We start from the raw sequence: 21,647 nt of genomic DNA, 5'->3' as shown, positions 1-21,647 counted from the left end.
GAGTGGAGTGGAGCGGGGGCCCGGACGGGCAGCGCGGTCAGCGGTAACCGACCCGGAAGTGCTCGGTCGCGTGCCGGTCGAGGAACTCGGTCTCGCCGTCGAGGTCGTCGGCCGCCACGTCCCAGAGGGCGTCCATCAGGCAGATCCCGCGATCGGACGAGGCGAGCTCGGTTCCCTCCCCGACGTGGATGCGCAGAATCCGGGGCGGGCGGGTGGGCGGATCGAAGCCGATCGAGTCGACCGTGCGCCCCTTCTCCCCGTACTTGCTGAGGAACACGGTCGCCCGGTCGCCGGGACCGGTACCGAGCGCCGGAAGCTGGGAGGCTTCGGCGAGCCGCTCGTGGAAGGCATCGCGCTCGCCCTCGGGCAACAGCAGGGACTCGGTCCACAGGTCCAGGACGGAGAGCCCGGTGACGGTCCGGACACTCTCGTTGATGAGGCTGCCGCCCATCCGGGGATTGATCTCGATGATCTCCCAGCGCTTCCGCGACTCCCAGTACTTGGCCTCGATGTGGAAGGCGCCGGCCGTCAGCCCGGACTCCGCCAGCGCGGTGAGGCAGCGGGTGACGTGTTCGGCTCCCTCCAGGACGAGTTCACGCCCCAGGCTCACGGGCGGGCTGACCGACATCCCTTCCAGGGTGGTCCGCTCCAGGCGCTCCACGCGGGCCTTCTCGTGGACGCAGAGGTGGTGGATCCGGCCGTCGAGGACGAACGTCTCGAAGCTGAACTCCGGCCCGTCGACGTACTCCTCGGCAAGGAAGTCGAACCGGTCCATGAAGATCGCCTTCATGGACGAGTCGGCCCGCATCTGCTGCTGGATCGCGGGCAGGTCGGCCAGGTCGTCCAGGTCTTCGAGGACGAACGTCGCGAACGACGAGGCCCCGCGCACGGGTTTGACGAACCACCGCTTCGCGGGGTCGAGTTCGGGCATCCGGTCGGAGGCGATCCGGTGGACCGCGACCTCGCTCAGACCCAGTCCGAAGAGGTGACTGCGCAGGGCGTACTTGTCGAGGCACAGGCGCAGCGCGGACTCCGTGCAGTCGCGCGCGCCGAGCCGCTGGTTCAGGGAGGCCATCAGGAGGCGGTAGCCCTCGAAGGAGGCGAGGGCGGCCTCGACCCGGTAGCCGCGGCCGGCGAGCTCACGGACTGCCTTGTCGACGTCGCCGGAGCCCAGTTCGGCCTCCTCGGTGACCACGTAGTCCGCCAGATACCGGCTGCTCTCCTCCATCGCCTCCGGCGTCCGCGGCCGGGAGCTGAGGGCGACCAGGTCCAGGCCCAGCCCGGCGGTGGCCCGGGCGATCTCCTCCGTGTAGGACTTGCCCTGGTGCATGAGGAGCAGGATCGCTCTCTTCATCGGTGCATCTCCTCGACTCTCTCGGGCGGGCGCTCAGCGCCGCCGGGCCGTGGCGCTGTCGGCGTTCGCGAGCCGGTGGGCGCTCAGGACGTCCACGAGCCGGCCGGCGCCGCCCTCGCGGACCGGGTCGACGACCGGCAGCCCGGTCTCGTCCTCCAGCTTTCCGGCCTCCCTGCGGAAGTCCTCCTCGCTGAAGCCCGCGCTGTTCACGCTGACGACGGCGACCTTGGCCGGCCTCTCGAAGACGGTGAGCTCCTCGTTCATCCGGATGAGCTCGGGGATGGGGATGATCGGCGTCTCCCAGACCTTCGTGTGGCGCGCACCCAGGCGGTGGCAGAAGACCAGCGCGTTGGGCAGGGACCCGTGGAGGATCGAGAGGGCCACGCTGCTGAACCCGATGTGGTTGAGGGAGCCCTGTCCCTCGACGACGACCCACTCGTTGCCCGCGGCGGCCTCCAGGACCACCTGCTCGACGGCACCGGCCATGAAGTCGCCGGCCACCCCGTCGATGGCGATGCCGTGGCCGGAGATCAGCATGCCGCTCTGGCCCGTGGCCGCGAACCCGGTGGAGATGCCGCGGCGGTTGGCCTCGTGCCAGATCTCCAGGGCGGCCGTCTTCTTGCCGATGTTGGAGTCGCTGCCGCAGGTGTGGACGACCCAGGTGTCCAGGTCCAGGACCCGGGCCTTGTTGAGCGGAACGACCGGGGCGTCCTTGGTCTCCCAGACGGTGACGCCCTTCTCGCGTATGGCGCGGGCGATGTCCGGGTCGTCGGCGAGGCGGTAGTGGATCGAGTTGATCAGGTGGAGACCGTGCTGGATGGCTCCGAGGATGTGCGGCTTCCACCCGGACGGAAGCTCTACGGAGTGAAGGCCCTTGCCGATGACCATGACCTCGGGCTGCAGGTGCAGGGCCTGCTCGACGCGGCTGACGATCGGGATGTCGCCCCCGTAACCGAGGACGTCCTGAACGGTCTGGCCGGCCCTCCGGCTGTCGATCACGGCGACGCAGCTGTCTCCGCGGTAACGGACCAGCGAAGCGGCGATCTTGCTCGTGAAGAGTCCGAAGCACCCCTCGGCGAAGAGCACGAATTTCTTTTCGGCCAGCTTCGCATGACTCTGATCCACGTCTACCTCCAGGGACTCGACGGTTCGGTTGCCGATGGCACGGAAATGGGCCGCTCGTTCTACGCGGCGGGCTCGGACGCGAGGCGGTACTGCGCCCGCGCCCGGCGCACCGCCTCTTCGATCTGCTCCTGCGTACCGCCTCGGAACAGGAAGCGTCCGCCCTGAAGCGTCGCGTAGGAGCCGGGACGGGAGACCAGGACCTCCCCCGGCCTCGGCACCAGCTCCCGGTACACGTAGGGGACTTCACCCAGCAGCGAGTCGGCGCGGATGATCTTCTGCGGCAGCGGCCTGGGACCCGGGACGATCAGCCAGCCGCCGCTCTCCTCCGGATCGACGACCGGTATCTCGACCGCGCGGCCGAGCAGCACGTCGATCCACAGCCGGAAGAGGTTCACGCCGTGCACGTCGTGGATGACGTAGGACACGTCGGCACCCGGAACCCGCGCACCGACCTCCAGGAACACCAGCTCGTCGCCGGTGTCGAAGAGTTCGAGGTGGAAGGCGGAGCTGCGCAGACCGAGCGCGCCCAGGCAGCGCACGGCGAAGTCCTCGCAGCGCTCCCGCACCACGGGGTCCGTCTGGAGGACCGAGCCGAGCGGCTCGCCCTGGACCTCGAAGTCCAGACAGCTGGACGTGTAGCGCGAGGTGCACACGAAGACCGGCTTGCCGTCGGGGTCCAGGACGCCGTCGACGTGCAGGATCTCCCCCTGTACGAACTCCTCGATCTCGAAGCCGTCCAGGCTCTGCCCGGCGTACAGGGCCCGCAGCTCCTCGGCGGAGGCGATCTCACGCACACCCTGGCTGGACGCCCCCCGCACCGGCTTGACGATCACGGGGTAGCCGAACTCCTCGGCGGCTTCCAGGATCTGCTCCTCGGTGCGGCACGCCGCCCAGCGCGGCACCCTCAGGCCCGCCCGGGACAGCACCTCCTTCATGACTGCCTTGTCACGGAACCGTGAGATCTGCTCGCTGCCGGGCCCGGGGATGCCGTACCGCTCGCGCAGGGCCGCCGCGAGGTCGAGGAGCATCTCGGAGAAGGCGATGACGTGCTCGAACGGGCCCTGCTCGGCCACCACGGCGTCGAGAAGTCCCAGAACCCCCGCCCTGTCGTCGAAGTCCTCGACGACATGGACCCGTTCGGCCCCGGCGGGCACCGCGCTGAGGCCGCCCTCGTCACAGACGTAGGTGACCTTGTCGCTCTCCGGGAGGAAGACGACCTCGGGAGCGGCCAGGCGGTTCTCCCAGCGGCGCTCGTCCTCGTACAGGGGCCAGCGGTTCAGGAACAGTATGGCGCCGGACATGGATATCGTCCTCACGGTTCGCGGTTCACGAAAGCAGGAAAACGCCCGGAACGGCCGGCCGACGGATGTGCCGGGCCCCCCGGAAACCGGGGCACGGGCCCGGCCGGAAATTCGGCCGCCGAGGTGTCGTTCGCGCTGCCTCAGCCTGGCACGGGACCGGCCCGGCCAGAATAGGACCTACGTCCCAGCACCCCTCTCCCCAGGAGGAGGCGAACAGAGACGGAGTCGCCTGCCCGGCTGAACTTCCTGGGCAGATGGGCCTATTGCACACCTCCGCGGCCGGGGCACAGAATCCGTATCGCGCCCCTCCGCAGGCAGCGGCCGCGAATTCCCCCGGCGTCACACGCGGCGGGAGCACCGCACTACGGCGGAGCCAAGAAACCGGACTGATATCTCGCGGGACAGGTGGTGCGGTCATGACGGAAGTGGCACAGACGGTACGACGGGCCGGCACCGACGACTTCCGGGCGGCGATGGCCCGGTTCGCCTCCGGGGTCGTCGTGGTGACGACCCTGGACACGGACGGAAAACCACGCGGCTTCACCGCGAGCTCGTTCTGCTCGGTGTCCCTGCGCCCGCCGCTCGTCCTCGTCTGCCTGGCGAACTCGGCGGAATCGTTCGCCGCCTTCAACTCCTGCGGCCCCTTCGCGGTGAGCGTGCTGGGCAGCGAACACGGCTCCCTGGCACAGCGGTTCGCGACCAGGGGTGCGGACAAGTTCACTCCCGGCGGCCTGTCGCCGACGCCCCGCGGCCTGCCGGCCGTCGACGGGGCGCTGGTCGAGCTGGACTGCGAGGTGCACGCCCGCCACCAGGCCGGGGACCACATGATCCTGGTCGGCCGGGTGTCCGGGGCCCGCATCGGCGGGAACACGGCGGCCCCCATGGTGCATTACGAGCGGAATTTCCGGTCTCTCGCCTGAGGGTGGCCGGGATGCCGGAAATGCCATGGGCAGATGGACCTATTGCCCGCGCCCGGTCCGGGCCGGAGAATTCCTATCGGGCCTCCTCCGCTCATGGCGAACTGCGGCACACAAGGAGGCTTTCCTCCGTCCGCCCGCCCGGCGCCTGACCGCAAAGCGGTAGGACACATTGTCCTCGTCCGCAGAATCACCGGGCACGGACTGCAGAAACACATCGCATGCAGAAGCATTCAGACCGCGAATCATGGGAAACAGGAGATACGAGGATGCTGCTGAGAGTTGATCCGGTCAATTCCTTTTCCGGAACGTTCCGCGTCCCCTCTTCGAAGCCGGAAACGCAACGGGCGATTCTGACCAGCACGCTGGCCGAGGGCACGTCACGCGTCTACAACGACCTCCGTTGCGACGAGACGGAGACCATGAAGAACGCCTGCCGTGCCTTCGGTGCGAAGATCACCGAGCACGACGGGTACCTGGAGATCGAGGGCATCGGCGGGACGTTCCCGGCGGTCGGACGCGTCATCCAGTCGCGCGGCTCGGGCCTCGTGTTCCGCATCGTGACCGCGCTGGCGTCCGTACAGCCGTCGCCCGTCGTGGTGACGGGCGACGCGACCCTGCGCAACCGGGTGATGGAGCCCCTGCTGGAGGCACTGCGCGAACTCGGCGCCGACATCGAGTCGATCGTCGGCGAGAACAAGGCGCCGATCGTCAACTGGGCACGCGGCCTGCGGGGCGGCGTCTGCCGGCTGCCGGGCGACATCAGCTCGCAGTTCATCACCGCCATCCTGTTCGCGGCTCCGCTGGCCGACGGACCGGTGGAGATCGAGGTGACCGGCGAGGTCTTCTCCCAGTCGTACATCCGCCAGACGCTGGCCAGCCTGACGGACGCGGGAATCAAGGTCTCCGCGTCGGAGGACATGCGGCACTACTGGGTGGAGCCCTCCACCTACCAGGCCCAGGACGTCACGATCCACGAGGACTACACCTCCGCCTCGTACCTCCTGGCGGCGGCGGCGCTCTTCCCCGGCCGGACCGTGCTGACCAACATCTACGGCGACAGCCTGCAGGGCGAGTTCGCCATCGTCCCCATCCTGCAGCAGCTCGGGGTGAACATCACCTTCGACCAGGCCGACTCGTCGATGACCGTCGACACGCCGTCCGACGCCCTCAAGGGCGACTTCGAGGTCGATGTGCGTGACTGCCCCAACATCGTGCCCACCCTCGCCGGCCTCGGGGCCTACGTGCAGGGCAGCCTGCGGCTGACCGGGGGGCGCCTCACCCGCTTCCACAAGGCTTCGCGCATCGAGGCCATGGCCGCCGAACTGACCCGCGCCGGTGTGGACATCGAGGTCCTCTACGACGAGGGTGTCTGCGACGGCTTCCTGGTCCGGGGCGCGCAGACCTACCCCGGAGGGGTGACGTTGTCGAGCTGGGGCGACCACCGCATCTTCATGTCGCTCTTCGTCGCGGGCCTGCGGATGCAGTTCGCCAACCAGTTCTCGGGCTTCGAAGACGTCCGGCTCTCCTTTCCCACGTTCATGGAGGAGTTCACCAAGGCGGGCGTTCGCACCGAGGCCGTCGAAGAGGCGCAGGTACCGGCCGAAGCCATCGGCTGATCCATGGAAGAGCGCGGCGGGTGCGCGGGCGGACATGTGCCCGCGCACCCGCCGCGCCGTGGGGCTCCGGCACCCGCGTCCGGCGGCCGGCGGCGCCCCGTACGACCGTCCGCCCCCTCCCGTACAGGATGTCCCGATGCCTTCTTCCTCCGTCCCCCGACTGCGCCGCGACGTCTCCGGGCTGCCCCGCTACATACCGGGCCGGACCGCTCCCAGCGATCTCGTCGAGAAGCTGTCGTCGAACGAGAACCCCTTCCACCCGCTGCCGTCGGTCGTCACCGCGATGAGCGAGGAGCTGGGGCGCGTCAACCGCTACCCCGACGCGGCGAGCGATGAGCTGATCACCCGGCTGTCCACACGGCTCGCGGTGCCCCCCGCGCACCTCGTACCCGGAGCCGGGTCCCTCGGCGTCACCCGGGATCTACTGAATGCCGCCGTCGGTGAGGGAGACGAAGTCCTCTTCGCCTGGCGCTCGTTCGAGGCATATCCCCGGCTCGTCTGGTCCGTCGGCGCCACCCCGGTGCAGGTTCCCCTGCGCGACGAGCGGCACGACCTGGACGCCATGGCCGACGCGCTCACCGAACGCACCCGCCTGGTCGTCGTGTGCAACCCCAACAACCCGACCGGCACCGCCGTGCGCCGCGCCGAGCTGGAGCGCTTCCTCGACCGGGTGCCGGGTGACGTGCTGGTCGTGCTCGACGAGGCGTACCGTGAGTTCGTCGACGACACCGACGTGCCCGACGGCATCGCGCTCTACCGTGACCGGCCCAACGTCCTCGTGCTGCGCACCTTCTCCAAGGCGTACGGCCTGGCGCGGCTGCGCGTCGGCTACGCCGTGGCCCACACCCCGGTCGCGGAGGCTCTGCGGGCCTGCTCCGTGCCGTTCGGTGTCAACGGGCTCGCCCAGTCAGCCGCGTTGGCCTCGCTGGACGCGGAAGCCGAACTGCTGGAACGGGTGGAGACCCTGGTGGCAGAGCGCGCCCGGGTGGTCGGCGCGCTGCGGGCCGCCGGCCGGAGCGTTCCCGACAGCCAGGCCAACTTCGTCTGGCTGCGCCTCGGTGCGGACACCCAGGGCTTCGCCGCGGCGTGCCTCGCGGCAGGGGTCATGGTGCGGCCCTTCGGAGACGAGGGGGTACGGATCACCATCGGCACTCCGGAGCAGAACGACCGCCTGCTGAAGATCGTGGGCGACCTGCGGACCTGACCCCCCGGCCGCACCACCCGGGCCCGGCGCCGCCCACCGGCGCCGTCGCCCGGCGCCCCCGCGTGCGCCTCCCCTGCCCCGGCTTCCCTCCGCGTGCGTCTGCCCCGCCCGGGCTTCCCTCCGCGTGCGTCTGCCCCGCCCGGGCTTCCCCCGCGTGCGTCGCCCCGCCCCGGCTTCCCCCGCGTGCGCGGCCCCGCGTGCGCGGCCCCGCGTGCGCGGCCCCGCGTGCGCGGCCCCGCGTGCGTCGCCCGCGCGTCCGTCGCCCGGGGCGGACGCTCCAGCCGCGCTCCGGAACCGCTCCAGCCCGGCTCATGAACCGCCCCCTGAAACCACTCCAGCCCCACTCACGAACCGCACTCGCGTACGAGCGGCCGTCCGGCGCGAGGCATAGCTTGACCGCGGCAGCACGGAAGCGAGGCGGCGACTCCGCCGCCGGACGAGGCTCCTGAAGCTGCGCGATCCGCAGACTCAAGCCCTTGAGCGGTTCTTCTCTTCGGGGAACCCCCAGCAGGAGGAAACGAACGTGGGAGAAGCACCGGCCGCGAACCTCACCTTCCGGGAGCTGGACGTACTCGGTCTGCTGGCCCAAGGGCTGAGCAACCGGCTCATCGCACGACGGCTCGACATCTCCGAGAAGACCGTGAAGAACCACCTCGGCAGCGTCTACTGCAAGATCGGCGCCACCCACCGCACCCAGGCCGCCCTCTACGCCCGCCACGTCGGACTGACGGCCCCCCAGGAAGCGGAACCGGCCGATGGGGCCGCTCTCACCGCCCGCGAGCGGAGCGTGCTCGGTCTGCTGGCCCAGGGGCTGAGCAACCGGCTCATCGCACGACGCCTCGACATCTCCGAGAAGACCGTGAAGAACCACCTCGGCAGCGTCTACTGCAAGATCGGCGCCACCCACCGCACCCAGGCCGCCCTCTACGCCCGCCACGTCGGCCTCGCCTCCTGAACCGTCGGCCCCCGTCACCCCGCCCGCCCCGAGGGGCCGGGAGGGGGGCGGGGCCCGCCGTCACTCGTCCTCGGTGAGGAACTGCCGCACCAGCTCGGCCGCTTCCTCCCGGCACTCCTCGAAGTAGGCGTGCCGCGCGCCCGCGAAGAGACGGGTGCGGGCTCCGGGGATACGGGCGGCGAGCAGTTCGAGGTTGTCCGGCGGGGTCAGCCGGTCCTGGTCGCCGTGGAGGACCAGGGTCGGCGCGGTGATGCCCGGCAGCTCGTTCCAGGCATCGTGCGCGTTGCTGGCCATCAGATGCGCGCGGCGCGCGTGGGCGGGCATCCGCGGGTCGCCGAGGGTCCGGTAGGGACCGGGGTGCGCGGCCCGCCACCCCGGCGAGTACATCAGGTCGGTGAGCACCTGGCGTACCGTCTCCGGGTCCGGTTGGGCCAGCGACTTCCGCACGGCGGTGTCACGCTCCACCGCGTGCGGGCCGCCCGGGGAGGTGCAGCCCAGAACCAGCCGGCGGACCCGCAGCGGATGGCGGACGGCGAGCGCCTGCGCGACGCGTCCGCCCATCGAGGTGCCGTACACGTCGGCACGCGCGATGCCGAGCGCGTCCAGAACCGCGACGACGTCATCGGCGAACTGCGCGGTGGAGTAAGGGCCTTCGGGCTTGTCGCTGTCGCCCGTGCCGCGCTGGTCCAGGGTGATGGTGGAGCGCACGGAGTGGAAGTCCTCCCGCACGCCGTCCCACCAGTGGTGGTCGTTCGCCTGCCCGGCGAGGAGGACCAGCGGCGGCTTCCCCCGTCCCCTGTACTGGTGGGCGAGCGCGGTGCCGTCCGGGGCCCGGGCGAAGTCCCGCGTCGGCAGGTCTCGTTCGGCCGCCGGCAGGTCTTGTTCGGTCATCGGCCAAAACCGCCTCAGTGATCGTGGGGACGCGTCCGTCAGTTGGCGACCGGCTCGGCGACCGGCTGGCGGGACCGGGCCAGCTCGATCTCCGGGACATGCTCCTCGGCCCAACTGCGCACCGCGCGCAGCGGTACGAGCAGGGAGTGGCCCAGCGGCGTCAGGGCGTACTCGACGCGGGGCGGGTTCTCATCGTACTCATGACGGCTGATCAGTCCGTCGGCCTCCAGCGAACGCAAGGTCTCGGTCAGGGCCTTCGACGTGATGCCGCGGATGTGCGCCTTGAGTTCGGTGAAACGGCGCGGTCCGCTGTCCAGCGCGTTGACGACGAACACGGTCCAGCGCGCACCGATCCGATGCAGCACGGTGCGGCTCGGACACGTCGCCGCCATCACGTTGTAGGCCCTGCCCATGGTCGCCTCCGGTTTCGTTGAAGATACCGGTATCAAATCTATACCGTTGGATTCGATCCTACGAGAGGGAGTACGACATGGAGCGAATCCTGGTCATCGGCGGTGCGCGGGCGCTCGGCGCGGCCATCGCGCGACGCGCGGCCAAGGACGGTTACGAGGTGGTGATCGGCGCCCGTGACCTGGCCGCGGCCGAGGAACTCGCCCGGGAGATCGGTGCCACGGCGGTGCGGGTCGACCTGCAGGACGAGTCGACGCTCGCGGCGGCCGCGGCGAGCCTCGGCGACGGCGTCGACCACATCGTGACGACGGGTTCCGCGCCGCACGACGTGCGGGCGGTCGAGCTGGACCACGACAAGCTGGTCGCCGCGTTCACGGCAAAGGTGATCGGTCCGATGCTGGTGGCCAAGCACTTCGCGCCGGTACTGCGCCCGACCGGATCGATGGTGCTGTTCTCCGGAGTGGTCGGGTGGCGCCCCGGGCCGGGATCGCTCGTCAAGGGAGTCACCAACGGTGCGGTCGAGTACACCGCCCGCCACCTGGCGGCGGACCTGGCCCCGGTACGCGTCAACGCCGTCTCCCCCGGTGTCGTGGACTCGGGCGCCTGGGACCGCCTGGGCGACAAGAAGAGCGCGCTGTTGAGCAAGAGCGCCGCCGGAACCCTGGTCGGGCGGCACGGCGAGAGCGAGGACGTCGTCGACGCGGTGATGTGGCTCCTGCGCGCCGGATTCGTGTCCGGCGAGACGATCCACGTCGAGGGCGGCTCACGCCACAAGCTCGCCTGACACCACAGCCACCGCGCGCGCCCGGCCGAGCACGACCGAGCACGACCGGGCGCGGCCGAGCACGGCACGGGTGCCGGGGGTGTCCAGGACATCCCAGCGCCGCCCCCGCACCGAAGGTTTTCCCCTCCCGACGAGGCCCCGGCGGGTGGTCCCGCCGAACCCCGCCGTCATGTCGGCGGCCCCGAGACCCAGGAGACGGACATGTCCGAGCACGTTCTGATCGTCGGCCCCGGCCGTGACTTCCCGGCCCGCCTCCGCGGCACCCGGCCCGGAACCCGCACCACCGTCCTGTGCGACATCACCTACATCGGCCGGGTCCGCGAGCCGGCGGAGAACGTCCGGGTCATCTGCCTGCGCAGGAACGCACCCGTGCAGGAGTGGATCGACCTGGCCACGGCCGTGCACGCGCGTGATCCGTTCACGCGCGTCGGATCGTTCGGTGAGTCGGACCAGATTCCCTACGCGGCGGTCGCCCAGGCCCTTGGACTGCCGGGACACAGCCCGCAGACCGTGCACCTGGCCCACGACAAGGCAGCCATGCGCGCCTGGCTGCGCGAGAAGGGGATCGACGCCACGGCCTCACGGCGCGTCGAGAACCTCGACGAGCTGCGCGACTTCACCCGGCGCAACGGCCTGCCCTGCATCGTGAAGCCGGTGTCGAGCGCGGGCAGCGCGGGTGTCGCCAAGATCAGCGCCGACAGCGACCTGGAGCACGCCTTCGCGCGGGCGGCCGAGAGTGCCGCGGGCCAGCCCGAAGCGGGCGTACTCGTCGAGGAGTTCCTGGAAGGCCCGCAGTACAGCGTCGAGGCGTTCTCCGAGTACGGCGAGCACGTGCTGGTGGGCATCACCGCCAAGTGCTCCGACCCCGACGGGTTCGTCGAGCTCGGCCACGTCTCCCCCGCCGGCGTCCGGGAGGACCAGCGCCGCGACATCGAGACGTACGTCAAGCGGATACTCGACGCCCTCGGCGTGCAGAAGGGACCCACCCACACCGAGGTCGTCCTCACGTCGAAGGGCCCGCGGCTGATCGAGACGCACGTCCGCGTCGGCGGCGACAGCATCCCGGATCTCACCCTGGACGCCACCGGCGTCGACATCGACGACTGCACGACCCGGCAGGCACTCGGCGAAGAGGTCCTGCCCGGCATCCGGACCGTCCTCGGCGACCCCCGGCGACCGCGCCGCGCCTCGGCGATCTGGTTCGCCTCCCTCGACGCCTCCGGCACCCTCGTCCAGGTCACCGGCGCCGAGAAGGCGGCAGCCGTGCCCGGTGTCAGCAAGGTGTCGGTCCTCGTCCAGCCCGGCACCCGCATCGGCGCGCTCAGCGACTCCGACGCACGCGTCGCCTCCGTCCGCGCACTCGGGGACACCCCCGAAGCCGCACTGGCCGCCGCGCGGGAGGCCGTGTCCCATCTGGAGTTCCAGCTCAGCGCCCGCCCTCGGGACAGCCGGACGATCTGAGACCCGCCCCCGGCCGAGACCCCCACGAAGAGGGATTGGAATGCTGACATGAGCACTGGCCCCCAGCTCGCCACGTCGCCCGGCACCACATCATCGCGCTCAGGCTTCTGGTACTTCTGGGCCGCCTCGGGCATCAGCAGCCTGGGCGCCGGCATCACCGCCGTCGCCCTGCCGCTGACCGCACTCGTCATCCTCGACGCCTCGCCCTTCGAGGTCGGCCTCATCACCGCGGCCAGCTACGCGGGCGCGGTCCTCCTCGGACTCCCGGCCGGCGTGATCGTGCAGCGCTTCCCCATGCGCGGCCTCCAGGTCGTCATGGACCTGCTCCGCGCCGTCCTGATCGCGTCCGTTCCCGTCGCGGCCTGGCTGGACGTGCTGACCATCGCGCAGCTCGTCCTGGTCGGCCTCTTCATCAGCCTGGCCAACATCCTCTTCGACGTCGCCAACACCGCCTACCTCCCCGCCATCGTCAGCAAGGACGAACTGACGGCCCGCAACAGCCTCATCTCCGGCACGCTCGCCACCACCCAGCTGGCCGGCCCCTCACTGGGCGGCGTGCTCGTACAGCTCCTCGGCGCGGCCACCAGCCTGCTCACCCACGTGTTCGGCTACCTGATGTCGGCGGCACTCCTGTGGCGCATCCGCACGGAGAGCCCCCGCTCCCCGTCGCGCGGCCACGAGCCCTTCGGGCGTCAGATCAAGGAAGGACTGGGGTTCGTCCTCCACCACCCGGTGATACGCCCCACCGTCCTGGCCTCCACCGCCCTCAACCTCGCCTCCGGCGTCGTCCTGGCGGTCGCCCCCGTCTTCCTCGTCCGCACCGCCGGCCTCCCGCCCGGCACCGTCGGACTGGTGCTCGCCTGCGACGGCGTGGGAGCCCTGGCCGGAGCCGCGATCACCACCCGGCTCGCCGCCGGACTCGGCACCGCACGCGCCACCGTGGTCGCCACCGTCGCGGGTGCCGCCGCCACCCTGTTGCTGCCGCTGGCCCGATCGAGCTGGGCGGCCGTCTGCTTCGCCATCGGCCTGGCCGGCTTCGCGGCGGGCATCACCATCCTGAGCGTCCTCACCCGCACCCACCGTCAGACCGTCACCCCGCCCGAGCTCCTCCCCCGCGTCGTCGCGTCGGTCCGCTTCTTCACCTGGGGAGCCATCCCCGTAGGCGCACTCCTCGGCGGCACCACCGCGGACACCCTGAGCGCACGCGGCGCCCTCTGGGTCGGCTGTGCCCTCGTCGTCTTCGCGCCCGTCGCCCTGTACTGGAGCAAGGTCCGCACCATGAGGAGCCTCGAGGACTGACAGTGAGGATGTGTGGTGGCTTGAGAGAACCAAAAAAGGCCCAGGTCAGAGAAGATCTGCCTGGGCCTTACCGGAGCCCCCTGTCGGATTCGAACCGACGACCTACGCATTACAAGTGCGTTGCTCTGGCCGGACTGAGCTAAGGAGGCGAGCACGGTGCGGACCCTGCGCGGGCCCGTCGCATGCCCGTGCAGTGTAACCAATGCGCCGTGTGTCCAGGACGTGAAATTCACGTGGCCTGGACTACAGACAGAACGGAAAACGCCAGGTAGCGTCGCACCGGGTTCACCCGAGTGGACCAGATCACTCCGTTACTCGGATCGTCCGGCACGTTCCTGCCGGTGAAGGAGAAGCATCCGCATGGCCAGTGTCACGTTCGACAAGGCGTCCCGCATCTACCCCGGCTCCACGAAGCCCGCGGTGGACCAGCTCGAGATCGACATCGCGGACGGCGAGTTCCTCGTCCTCGTCGGTCCCTCCGGTTGTGGCAAGTCGACCTCCCTGCGCATGCTCGCGGGTCTTGAGGACGTCAACGCCGGCGCCATCCGCATCGGTGACCGCGACGTCACGCACCTGCCGCCGAAGGACCGGGACATCGCCATGGTGTTCCAGAACTACGCGCTGTACCCGCACATGACCGTCGCGGACAACATGGGCTTCGCGCTCAAGATCGCCGGTGTGAACAAGACCGACATCCGGGCGAAGGTCGAAGAGGCCGCCAAGATGCTGGACCTCACCGACTACCTGGACCGCAAGCCGAAGGCGCTCTCCGGTGGTCAGCGTCAGCGTGTCGCGATGGGCCGCGCCATCGTGCGTGAGCCGCAGGTCTTCCTCATGGACGAGCCGCTGTCGAACCTCGACGCCAAGCTCCGTGTCTCCACCCGTACGCAGATCGCCTCGCTGCAGCGCCGCCTCGGCATCACGACCGTGTACGTCACCCACGACCAGGTCGAGGCCCTCACCATGGGTGACCGCGTCGCGGTCCTCAAGGACGGTCTGCTCCAGCAGGTCGACTCGCCGCGCAACATGTACGACCGCCCGGCGAACCTCTTCGTCGCCGGCTTCATCGGCTCCCCCGCGATGAACCTCATCGAGGTCCCGATCACCGACGGTGGCGTGAAGTTCGGCAACAGCGTCGTCCCGGTCTCCCGCGAGGCGCTCACCGCCGCCGCGAACCGCGGCGACACGACCGTCACGGTCGGCATCCGCCCGGAGCACTTCGACATCGTCGAGCACGGTGGCGCCGCCGCGACCGGCCTCACCAAGGCCTCCTCCGACGCCCCGGCCGGCCTCGCCGTCTCGGTCAACGTGGTCGAGGAGCTCGGCGCCGACGGCTTCGTCTACGGCGCTGCCGAGGTCGGCGGCCAGCACAAGGACCTCGTGGTCCGCGTCGGCGGCCGCGCCGTCCCGGAGAAGGGCACGAAGCTGCACGTCGTCCCGCGCCCGGACGAGCTGCACGTCTTCGCGACCTCGACCGGCGAGCGCCTCACCGCCTGATCGACACCGCTTGACCGGCACAGTCCGGTCAACACCGCCTGACCGACGGTCCCGTCTCCTTCCGAGGAGGCGGGACCGTCGTCGTACACGGGCGCAGCACCCTCCCCGCCGAACCGCGCCCACCGTCCGACAGGTTTGGGGTGCGGGACCGGCGCGAGCGGCGAATACCGGCCCCAGTCGGGGCAATTCCCCCTCCCGCGTCAACCTCCGATTCGAAAAATGCGCTCGAACTCTCCCCCGCGAGAGTGACGGAAGGTCGTCGAATCGTCACGGACCGCTACGCTCGCTGCGTGACCCACACCGCGCGCCGAATCGGCCGTACTCTCGCCTTCGTCCTGCCCGTCGTCATGGTCCTGTCCGGGACGCTCGCGGTCACCCGCGTGCCGTGGTCGGCGCCGAACACGGACACCCAGCTGCTGACCACCGCCTCGGCGACCGTGTCGCAGAAGGCCAAGCCCCTCGCCCCGCAGGACATCCTGCGCGAGAAGCTGCTCGTCGAACTCAAGGAGAAGGACCCGGGCGTCGCCCTGACGGACCTTCAGCGTGCGGTCGAGCAGAAGCCTTCGCTGGCCCGTCACTGCATGTCGATCGCCAAGGCGCTCGGCAAGGCGGCCGTCGAGCAGTACGGCCCGACGCGCGCGCACCGCTTCTCGCGGCCGGTCTGCGACACGTCGTTCGCCTCGGGCGTCGCACAGTTCAGCTGAACGCAGCCCGGTCGGCCCGCAGTCGAGCGGTCCTGCGGCTCGACGGACCCGCAGTTCGGCCGAACACCACCGGCAGGCACGGCATATCGTGCCTGCCATGCTGCATACGTATCCGACGCAGGCCGTGGTCCTGGCCGGTGGCCAGGGGTCGCGACTGCGCCCGTACACCGATGACCGTCCCAAGCCGATGGTCGAGATCCCGGGCACCGGGACCCCGATCATCGGCCATCAGCTTTCCTGGCTGGCCGCCGAGGGCGTCACCGACGTCGTGATCTCCTGCGGCCACCTCGCCGAGGTGCTCCAGGAGTGGCTGGATTCGGCCGTCCTCCCGCTGAACGTGACGACGGTCGTCGAGAGCGAGCCCCTGGGGCGTGGCGGTGGGCTGAAGTACGCCGCCGCCCGGCTGCCCGATCCGGAGCAGCCCTGGTACGCCACGAACGGCGACATCTGGACCCGCTTCTCGCTGCGCGAGATGGCCGCGTTCCACGCGGAGCGCGATGCCACGGCCACCCTCGCCCTGGCCCGGCCGCGCATTCCGTGGGGTGCCGTGGAGACGGACGCGTTCGGGCACATCACCGACTTCATCGAGTCGCCGCCGTCCCCGTACCTGATCAACGCCGGTGTGTACGTGTTCTCCCCGGCCTTCACTGCGCTGCTGCCCGACCGGGGCGACCATGAGCGGACCACCTTCCCGCGGCTGGCCCGCGAGCGCCTGCTCGCCGGTTACCCGCTGCCGCAGGGCGCGTACTGGCGGGCGATCGACACGGCGAAGGACCTGACCGAGGCCGCCAAGGAACTCGGGGCACAGCCGGGCTGAGACGCACAGACGACCTGAGACGCACAGCCGGCGGAGGCACACAGCCCGGCTGAGGCACGGAGCCGGCCCACCCGCATACGGCAAGAGGTCCCACCGGCGCATCCGGTGGGACCTCTTGCCGTATGACTGCGCGCTACCGCGCTACCGCGCTACCGCCCGACCCCTCAGCCGAGGAGCCCCCCGAGCGGGTTCCGGCCGCCGCCGGAGGTCGAGTCGGAGGAACCGGTGTCACCGTCGGACGGGTCCGAGGGGTCACCGCCGGTGGCGCCGCCTCCGTCGCCGGTGGTGGAACCGGACGAGGACGGGCCGGCGGAGCTGGCGGACGGAGGTGCCTGCGGGGACGACTCCTGCTGCGCGGGCTCCTGGACGGTGCCCTGCGTCGCGCTGGGCTCGGCGCCCGTACCGGCGGTGGCCTGTCCGGCGGTGGCCCCGGTGCTCGGGGTGGTGCGCTCGACGGGCGGGACCGGCGGGGCGACGGAGCGGGACGGTACGGGGGTGTGCTCCTGGACCGTCTTCTTCGGCGCCTTGGGCTTCACCGGGGTCTCCTCCGGGAGCGGCATGCCGGGCAGCTGGTTGGTCGGCTTCTCGTCCGGGCCGGGTACGGTCACGACCTGGGTGGACCGGACCGCACCGCCCAGCACCGAGCCGACAAGCAGCGTGAGTCCGACGATCACGCTCGCCAGGACCGAGCCGCGCCGCAGCACCCGGCTGCGGAGCTCCCAGATCTCGGAGCGCGGGCCGAGCCGGCGCCATGCCTCGCCGGCCAGGCGGGCGTCGACCGAGTAGACCGGGGCGCCCGCGATGACGAGCGGGCTCCAGGCGGCGAGGAAGATGATGTCCGGGGCGTCGTAGACGGCGACGGTGTGCCAGCTGACCGTGACCAGCAGCGCGGCGGAGAGCAGCGCGCCGAAGGCGGCGGCGACCCGCTGCCAGAGGCCGAGGACGGTCAGCACACCGACGACGACCTGGAGGAAGGCGACGGTGAGGCCCGCGCCGACCGGGTGCTGGAGGGCGGCCTCGCGGAGCGGTTCGGCCGCCGCCCACGGGTGGAGCGAGTTGAGCCACTTGACCATGGAGCCGCGTTCGCCGCCGTCGAAGAAGACGGGGTCGCAGAGCTTGCCCATGCCCGCGTAGATGGAGATGAAGCCGAGGAACACGCGGAGCGGGAAGAGGACGACGCCGAGGTTCATCCGGCGGCCCGGGTAGTAGGCGTGCCGGACGGAGTCGCCGGAGGTCCGTCGCTCTCGGGCCTCGGTGCTCTCGTCCGGGTCGTCCTCGTATCCGTCGTCGCCGTACCGCTCGTCGTCGAACGTGGCGTCGCCGTAGCGGTCCTTGCCGAACTTCTCGTCGTACCGGTCGAAGCCGTCGTACGCGGGGCCGGTCCCGTCGTACGCGCCGACCGCCTGCCGCATGGGCGGGAGGAGCGGGCCGCCGCCGGCGCGCTGCGGGGTGGGCAGCACCGGGTTGGGCTGCGTCTCGTCCAGGCGCGGGATGAGCTGGGTGGCACCGGAGGGGGTGTGGCCGGTGGAGGAGTTGCGTACGGCCTGGAGCAGGCCCGACGCCCCCGGATCGCCCGGCTCCGACCTCCCGCTCCAGACGACCGGGGCCCGCCTGCGCCCCCCGGCCCCGCTCATCGCCGGGACGCGTGCGGCGCCGACCGGAGCCGGACCCCGCAGCCGTGCGCGCTGGCCCGGGGGAAGCTGCACCCGGAAGCTGGCGTGGTTGACGATGACCTGCGCGGGGTCGCTGTCCACCTTGGTCATGCTCAGGGCGGGTTGATCGTCGAACCGAGGCGTTCTGGTGTCCACACTCATCTAACCGAGTGACGTGACGTTAGGACACTGCCTCGGGCTCGCCTATGTGTCCGAGAACCGTCAACACCTCGTGTGCGGTGCACCGTTCCGGCTCCCGTACGCCCCACATACCCCGTTCCTCCCCGTATCGGCATGCCCGGCACCGCCCGGCAGCGCGCCCGGCATACCGGGTCAGGAGGTGAGCGGCTCCCACCAGGCGCGGTTCTCCCGGTACCAGGCGGCGGTCTCGGCGAGGGCCTCGGGAAGCGCGCGACGCGGCCGGTAGCCCAGTTCGGTATGCGCGCGCGACCAGGCGGCGTCGGTCGCCGGGACCTCCTCGGTACGGGCGGGCCTCCCGGCGGGGCGGCCCGCCTCTCCGGTACGGGCGGGGCCGCCCGCCGGGAGGGTGCCGCACAGCTCCGCCAGGAGCCCGGTCAGCTGGTCCTCGCTCAGCTCCGTGCCGCCGCCGAGGTTGTAGGTGCGGCCGGGGCGGCCCCGGGTCCGGGCGAGTTCGATGCCCCGGCAGTGGTCCTCGACGTGCAGCCAGTCGCGCACGCGGGCGCTCCCGCCCGCACCCGGACTCCCGTCCCCTCGCACCCCGTCGAGCCCGCGCCCCCCGTCGGGCCCGCCCATCAGCCGGGTGACCAGGGACGGCACGGTGTGCTCCGGGAACTGGTGCGGGCCGTACGTCCGGGCGGCCCGCACCACGCGGACGTCCAGGCCGTGGGTGCGGTGGTGGGCCAGCGCGATCAGGTCGGCGGACGCCTTGGACGCGGAGTACGGGGAGCCGGGGGCGAGCGGGGCCTCCTCGGCGCGGGGGCCCGCGCCCCCGGGGCCGTACACCTCGTCCGTGGAGATGTGGACGAACCTGCGGACCCCGCCGCGCAGGGCGGCCTCCGCGAGGGTCTGCGTACCGAGCACGTTGGTCGCCACGAAGACCGCCGTACCGTCGACCGACCGGTCCACGTGCGTCTCCGCCGCGAAGTGCACGATCTCGTCGTGCCGGCCGGCCAGCCGGGCGGCCACCGCCGGATCGCAGACGTCCCCGTGCACGAACCCGAACCGCGGATCGGTGAGCACGGTCGTGAGGTTGGTCAGGGTGCCCGCGTGGGTCAGCTTGTCCAGGACGGTCACGGTCACGTCGCCGGGTCCGTGAGGGCCGAGGACATGGCGTACGTACGCGGAGCCGACGAAGCCCGCGCCGCCGGTGACGAGAAGACGGGTCGGCCCGGCGGAGGTCCGGCGGCGCCCGCGACCGCCCGCCGGCACCGGCTTTCCCGGCGGCACAGTGCTGCCCGGCGCGTTCCGGAAATTCATTCCTGGAATTATCTCTCTCCGCACGCAGGCGACCGTAACACAACCCCCTTTCTCATCAATCTTTCAGCAAGATCTCACTGTCGGCACAGTTCTGGATCACGCCCATTTCATGAACCCGTAATAAAACTCGGGGTACGCAGTGCGGAATTCCGCATCCACGAGGAGGTACGAACCGAATGCTCCAGCACGACCCACGGGTGAGGGCGGCCGGCCGCCGGGCCCGCCGGACGTTGCGCGCCCTGAGGAACCGCGTGGGCGCGGCGACCACCCGACGACCGGCACCCGCGCGGCCCGCTCCCCGGGGCGCGCGGCTGGTTCCGGACCCGGTCTTCGTCATCTCCTCGGTGCGTTCGGGCTCCACCCTGCTGCGGGTCCTGCTCAACAGCCACCCCTCGGTGCGCGCCCCCCACGAGATGCACCTGCGCACCCTGGAGGTGCGGCTGCAGAAGGCGTACAGCGAGAAGGCGATGGACAAGCTCGGCCTCGACCAGGCCGAACTCGAACATCTGCTCTGGGACCGGGTGCTCCACCGCGAGCTGGTGCACAGCGGCAAGGACGTCATCGTCGACAAGACGCCGGGCAACGCCCTCATCTGGCGGCGCCTCCACGAGGCCTGGCCCGACGCCCGGTTCGTCTTCCTGCTCCGCCACCCGGCCTCGATGGTGACCTCGCTCATCAACGGCCGCCCCGACCGCGACCTCGACCGGACCGTGTCCGAGGTGAAGACCTACGTGGACGCCGTCCACGAGGCGCGCGCCGCCCTGCCGGGCCTCACCGTGCGGTACGAGGAATTGACGGAGAACCCCGCCGGCGTCACCAAGGAAATCTGCGAATTCATCGGCGTCGAATGGACGCCGGAAATGCTGAATTACGGAAAGCAGGACCACGGCCCTTTCCAGGCATTCATCGGGGACTGGAGCGACAACATCAAGTCCGGCACGATCCAGCAGGCCCGCCCGCTGCCCACCGCCGAGGAAGTCCCCGCGCGCCTGCGCGAGATCTCCCGGGCCTGGGGGTACCCGTGCTGAGCCCCTGCCGCATCCCCTCCGGCGGCGCCACCGTGTGGCTGACCGGACTGCCCAGCTCCGGCAAGAGCACCCTGGCCCGCGCGGTCGAGGAGCGGCTGCGCGCGGCGGGCCGCCGGGTCGAGGTCCTGGACGGCGACGAGATCCGTACGTTCCTCTCGGCCGGGCTCGGCTTCTCCCGCGAGGACCGGAACACCAACGTCCAGCGCATCGGGCTGGTCGCCGAGGTCCTCGCCCGCAACGGCGTGATCGCCGTCGTCCCCGTCATCGCCCCGTACGCCGACAGCCGCGAGGCGGTCCGCGCCCGGCACGCGAAGAGCGGCACACGCTACCTGGAGGTCCATGTCGCGACCCCGGTGGAGGTCTGCTCGGTACGCGACGTGAAGGGCCTGTACGCCAAGCAGGCGGCGGGCGAGATCAGCGGGCTCACCGGGGTGGACGACCCGTACGAGGCGCCCGAGTCGCCCGATCTGCGGATCGCCGCCCACCGCAGGACGGTGGCCGAATCGGCCGAGGCCGTCCTGGACCTGCTCGACGGCCCGACCGTCGGACCGCTCCACGGCCTGCTCGACAAGCTGCCCGACGGACCGCACGACGGGCCGGAGCGCCTCGGCGTCCCGGCCCCGCACGACGGGGAGGACCCCGCATGAACGACACCCTCACGGCCCCCACGGCTGCCCTCGCGGTCGCCCACACCGCCCGCCGCACCCGGGAAGCCGGTACGCCCCCGGAGCGCTCGCACCTCGACTCGTTGGAGTCGGAGGCGGTGCACATCTTCCGTGAGGTGGCGGGGGAGTTCGAGCGGCCGGTGATCCTCTTCTCCGGCGGCAAGGACTCCATCGTGATGCTCCACCTCGCGCTGAAGGCCTTCGCCCCCGCCCCCATCCCCTTCACCCTCCTGCACGTCGACACCGGGCACAACTTCCCCGAGGTCCTCGACTACCGCGACCGCACCGTCGCCGCCCACGGGCTGCGCCTGCACATCGCCTCCGTCCAGGAGTACATCGACGCCGGAACCCTGCGCGAACGCCCCGACGGCACCCGCAACCCCCTCCAGACCGTCCCCCTCACCGAAGCGATCCAGCACCACCGCTTCGACGCCGTCTTCGGCGGCGGACGCCGCGACGAGGAGAAGGCCCGCGCCAAGGAACGCGTCTTCTCCCTCCGCGACGA

Annotated in this window: 20 protein-coding genes and 1 tRNA gene; 13 read left to right on the top strand and 8 right to left on the bottom strand. The window is 71.0% G+C overall.

Features of this window, described 5'->3' with window-relative positions:
* Positions 1 to 37 precede the first annotated feature (37 nt).
* Genes ACWCWD_RS30225 through ACWCWD_RS30215 form a run of 3 tightly spaced genes read right to left on the bottom strand, consistent with a single transcriptional unit; the run spans position 38 to position 3,780 of the window.
* The gene (locus ACWCWD_RS30225) at positions 38 to 1,354 is read right to left on the bottom strand and encodes an ATP-grasp domain-containing protein (protein ID WP_450777669.1); all 1,317 of its coding nucleotides are present in this window, start codon (positions 1,352 to 1,354) and stop codon (positions 38 to 40) included.
* 33 nt (positions 1,355 to 1,387) lie between these two features.
* Positions 1,388 to 2,479: a DUF1611 domain-containing protein gene (locus ACWCWD_RS30220; protein ID WP_450777667.1), complete on the bottom strand. Its 1,092-nt coding sequence runs from the start codon at positions 2,477 to 2,479 to the stop codon at positions 1,388 to 1,390.
* A 59-nt stretch (positions 2,480 to 2,538) separates the two neighbouring features.
* On the bottom strand, positions 2,539 to 3,780 hold the full coding sequence (locus tag ACWCWD_RS30215; protein ID WP_450777665.1) for an ATP-grasp domain-containing protein: 1,242 nt from the start codon (positions 3,778 to 3,780) through the stop codon (positions 2,539 to 2,541).
* A 416-nt stretch (positions 3,781 to 4,196) separates the two neighbouring features.
* Here ACWCWD_RS30215 and ACWCWD_RS30210 point away from each other — a divergent pair, with 416 nt between their 5' ends.
* From ACWCWD_RS30210 to ACWCWD_RS30195, 4 genes are all read left to right on the top strand, one after another.
* Complete coding sequence (locus ACWCWD_RS30210; protein WP_450777664.1) at positions 4,197 to 4,700, top strand: flavin reductase family protein; 504 nt, start codon at positions 4,197 to 4,199, stop codon at positions 4,698 to 4,700.
* Positions 4,701 to 4,966: 266 nt separating this feature from the next.
* Positions 4,967 to 6,316, top strand: a complete 1,350-nt coding sequence (gene aroA, locus ACWCWD_RS30205; RefSeq protein ID WP_450777662.1) for a 3-phosphoshikimate 1-carboxyvinyltransferase — start codon at positions 4,967 to 4,969, stop codon at positions 6,314 to 6,316.
* Positions 6,317 to 6,452: 136 nt separating this feature from the next.
* Entirely contained in the window at positions 6,453 to 7,520 is a 1,068-nt protein-coding gene (hisC, locus tag ACWCWD_RS30200) for a histidinol-phosphate transaminase (protein ID WP_450777661.1), read from the top strand.
* Positions 7,521 to 8,043: 523 nt separating this feature from the next.
* The gene (locus ACWCWD_RS30195) at positions 8,044 to 8,475 is read left to right on the top strand and encodes a response regulator transcription factor (RefSeq protein ID WP_450777659.1); all 432 of its coding nucleotides are present in this window, start codon (positions 8,044 to 8,046) and stop codon (positions 8,473 to 8,475) included.
* Between the two features lie 60 nt (positions 8,476 to 8,535).
* Here the strand turns inward: ACWCWD_RS30195 and ACWCWD_RS30190 are convergent, their stop codons facing one another.
* Positions 8,536 to 9,366 (bottom strand): alpha/beta fold hydrolase, encoded by an 831-nt coding sequence (locus ACWCWD_RS30190; protein ID WP_450777657.1) that lies wholly within the window; start codon positions 9,364 to 9,366, stop codon positions 8,536 to 8,538.
* A 38-nt stretch (positions 9,367 to 9,404) separates the two neighbouring features.
* Positions 9,405 to 9,779, bottom strand: a complete 375-nt coding sequence (locus tag ACWCWD_RS30185) for a winged helix-turn-helix transcriptional regulator (RefSeq protein WP_450777655.1) — start codon at positions 9,777 to 9,779, stop codon at positions 9,405 to 9,407.
* 77 nt (positions 9,780 to 9,856) lie between these two features.
* Here ACWCWD_RS30185 and ACWCWD_RS30180 point away from each other — a divergent pair, with 77 nt between their 5' ends.
* The 3 genes from ACWCWD_RS30180 to ACWCWD_RS30170 all read left to right on the top strand — a co-directional run bounded on the left by ACWCWD_RS30180 (position 9,857) and on the right by ACWCWD_RS30170 (position 13,321).
* A complete protein-coding gene (locus tag ACWCWD_RS30180; RefSeq protein ID WP_450777653.1) occupies positions 9,857 to 10,561 on the top strand; it encodes an SDR family oxidoreductase in 705 nt (234 codons plus the stop codon).
* Positions 10,562 to 10,762: 201 nt separating this feature from the next.
* Complete coding sequence (locus ACWCWD_RS30175) at positions 10,763 to 12,022, top strand: ATP-grasp domain-containing protein (RefSeq protein ID WP_450777651.1); 1,260 nt, start codon at positions 10,763 to 10,765, stop codon at positions 12,020 to 12,022.
* Between the two features lie 48 nt (positions 12,023 to 12,070).
* Complete coding sequence (locus ACWCWD_RS30170) at positions 12,071 to 13,321, top strand: MFS transporter (RefSeq protein WP_450777649.1); 1,251 nt, start codon at positions 12,071 to 12,073, stop codon at positions 13,319 to 13,321.
* Between the two features lie 74 nt (positions 13,322 to 13,395).
* Here the strand turns inward: ACWCWD_RS30170 and ACWCWD_RS30165 are convergent.
* Positions 13,396 to 13,470 (bottom strand) — tRNA-Thr (locus tag ACWCWD_RS30165).
* Between the two features lie 211 nt (positions 13,471 to 13,681).
* Here ACWCWD_RS30165 and ACWCWD_RS30160 point away from each other — a divergent pair.
* The 3 genes from ACWCWD_RS30160 to ACWCWD_RS30150 all read left to right on the top strand — a co-directional run bounded on the left by ACWCWD_RS30160 (position 13,682) and on the right by ACWCWD_RS30150 (position 16,339).
* Positions 13,682 to 14,818 carry an ABC transporter ATP-binding protein gene (locus ACWCWD_RS30160; RefSeq protein ID WP_390959462.1) on the top strand — a complete coding sequence of 379 codons (1,137 nt, stop codon included), beginning with the start codon at positions 13,682 to 13,684 and terminating at the stop codon, positions 14,816 to 14,818.
* 290 nt (positions 14,819 to 15,108) lie between these two features.
* Positions 15,109 to 15,522 (top strand): hypothetical protein, encoded by a 414-nt coding sequence (locus ACWCWD_RS30155; RefSeq protein ID WP_327176517.1) that lies wholly within the window; start codon positions 15,109 to 15,111, stop codon positions 15,520 to 15,522.
* A 100-nt stretch (positions 15,523 to 15,622) separates the two neighbouring features.
* Positions 15,623 to 16,339: a nucleotidyltransferase family protein gene (locus tag ACWCWD_RS30150; protein WP_450777820.1), complete on the top strand. Its 717-nt coding sequence runs from the start codon at positions 15,623 to 15,625 to the stop codon at positions 16,337 to 16,339.
* A gap of 164 nt (positions 16,340 to 16,503) precedes the next feature.
* On the opposite strand, the gene ACWCWD_RS30145 is transcribed toward ACWCWD_RS30150, so the two are convergent.
* Entirely contained in the window at positions 16,504 to 18,153 is a 1,650-nt protein-coding gene (locus ACWCWD_RS30145) for a DoxX family membrane protein (RefSeq protein WP_450777646.1), read from the bottom strand.
* A gap of 171 nt (positions 18,154 to 18,324) precedes the next feature.
* Complete coding sequence (locus ACWCWD_RS30140; RefSeq protein WP_450777644.1) at positions 18,325 to 19,449, bottom strand: dTDP-glucose 4,6-dehydratase; 1,125 nt, start codon at positions 19,447 to 19,449, stop codon at positions 18,325 to 18,327.
* 176 nt (positions 19,450 to 19,625) lie between these two features.
* On the opposite strand from ACWCWD_RS30140, the gene ACWCWD_RS30135 reads away from it, so the two are divergent.
* The 3 genes from ACWCWD_RS30135 to cysD form a co-directional block, all read left to right on the top strand.
* The gene (locus tag ACWCWD_RS30135; RefSeq protein WP_450777642.1) at positions 19,626 to 20,477 is read left to right on the top strand and encodes a sulfotransferase family protein; all 852 of its coding nucleotides are present in this window, start codon (positions 19,626 to 19,628) and stop codon (positions 20,475 to 20,477) included.
* Positions 20,459 to 21,124 (top strand): adenylyl-sulfate kinase, encoded by a 666-nt coding sequence (cysC, locus tag ACWCWD_RS30130; protein ID WP_450777819.1) that lies wholly within the window; start codon positions 20,459 to 20,461, stop codon positions 21,122 to 21,124. Before ACWCWD_RS30135 ends, cysC begins: the two co-directional genes overlap by 19 nt.
* Positions 21,121 to 21,647: sulfate adenylyltransferase subunit CysD (cysD, locus tag ACWCWD_RS30125; protein ID WP_450777640.1), on the top strand; the 527-nt coding region annotated here is incomplete at its 3' end. The genes cysC and cysD, both read left to right, overlap by 4 nt.

This window comes from Streptomyces sp. NPDC001493, assembly GCF_053597235.1.
This window is presented reverse-complemented; position numbering and strand designations above follow the sequence as displayed.

What these genes read in the sequence shown, in the direction of transcription:
- aroA (WP_450777662.1), top strand. Translation starts at nt 4,967, where the DNA reads ATGCTGCTGAGAGTTGATCCGGTCAATTCCTTTTCCGGAACGTTCCGC.
- ACWCWD_RS30145 (WP_450777646.1), bottom strand. Translation starts at nt 18,153, where the DNA reads ATGAGTGTGGACACCAGAACGCCTCGGTTCGACGATCAACCCGCCCTG.
- ACWCWD_RS30140 (WP_450777644.1), bottom strand. Translation starts at nt 19,449, where the DNA reads ATGAATTTCCGGAACGCGCCGGGCAGCACTGTGCCGCCGGGAAAGCCG.
- ACWCWD_RS30190 (WP_450777657.1), bottom strand. Translation starts at nt 9,366, where the DNA reads ATGACCGAACAAGACCTGCCGGCGGCCGAACGAGACCTGCCGACGCGG.
- ACWCWD_RS30170 (WP_450777649.1), top strand. Translation starts at nt 12,071, where the DNA reads ATGAGCACTGGCCCCCAGCTCGCCACGTCGCCCGGCACCACATCATCG.
- ACWCWD_RS30185 (WP_450777655.1), bottom strand. Translation starts at nt 9,779, where the DNA reads ATGGGCAGGGCCTACAACGTGATGGCGGCGACGTGTCCGAGCCGCACC.
- ACWCWD_RS30175 (WP_450777651.1), top strand. Translation starts at nt 10,763, where the DNA reads ATGTCCGAGCACGTTCTGATCGTCGGCCCCGGCCGTGACTTCCCGGCC.
- hisC (WP_450777661.1), top strand. Translation starts at nt 6,453, where the DNA reads ATGCCTTCTTCCTCCGTCCCCCGACTGCGCCGCGACGTCTCCGGGCTG.
- ACWCWD_RS30225 (WP_450777669.1), bottom strand. Translation starts at nt 1,354, where the DNA reads ATGAAGAGAGCGATCCTGCTCCTCATGCACCAGGGCAAGTCCTACACG.
- ACWCWD_RS30160 (WP_390959462.1), top strand. Translation starts at nt 13,682, where the DNA reads ATGGCCAGTGTCACGTTCGACAAGGCGTCCCGCATCTACCCCGGCTCC.
- ACWCWD_RS30215 (WP_450777665.1), bottom strand. Translation starts at nt 3,780, where the DNA reads ATGTCCGGCGCCATACTGTTCCTGAACCGCTGGCCCCTGTACGAGGAC.
- ACWCWD_RS30210 (WP_450777664.1), top strand. Translation starts at nt 4,197, where the DNA reads ATGACGGAAGTGGCACAGACGGTACGACGGGCCGGCACCGACGACTTC.
- ACWCWD_RS30180 (WP_450777653.1), top strand. Translation starts at nt 9,857, where the DNA reads ATGGAGCGAATCCTGGTCATCGGCGGTGCGCGGGCGCTCGGCGCGGCC.
- ACWCWD_RS30135 (WP_450777642.1), top strand. Translation starts at nt 19,626, where the DNA reads ATGCTCCAGCACGACCCACGGGTGAGGGCGGCCGGCCGCCGGGCCCGC.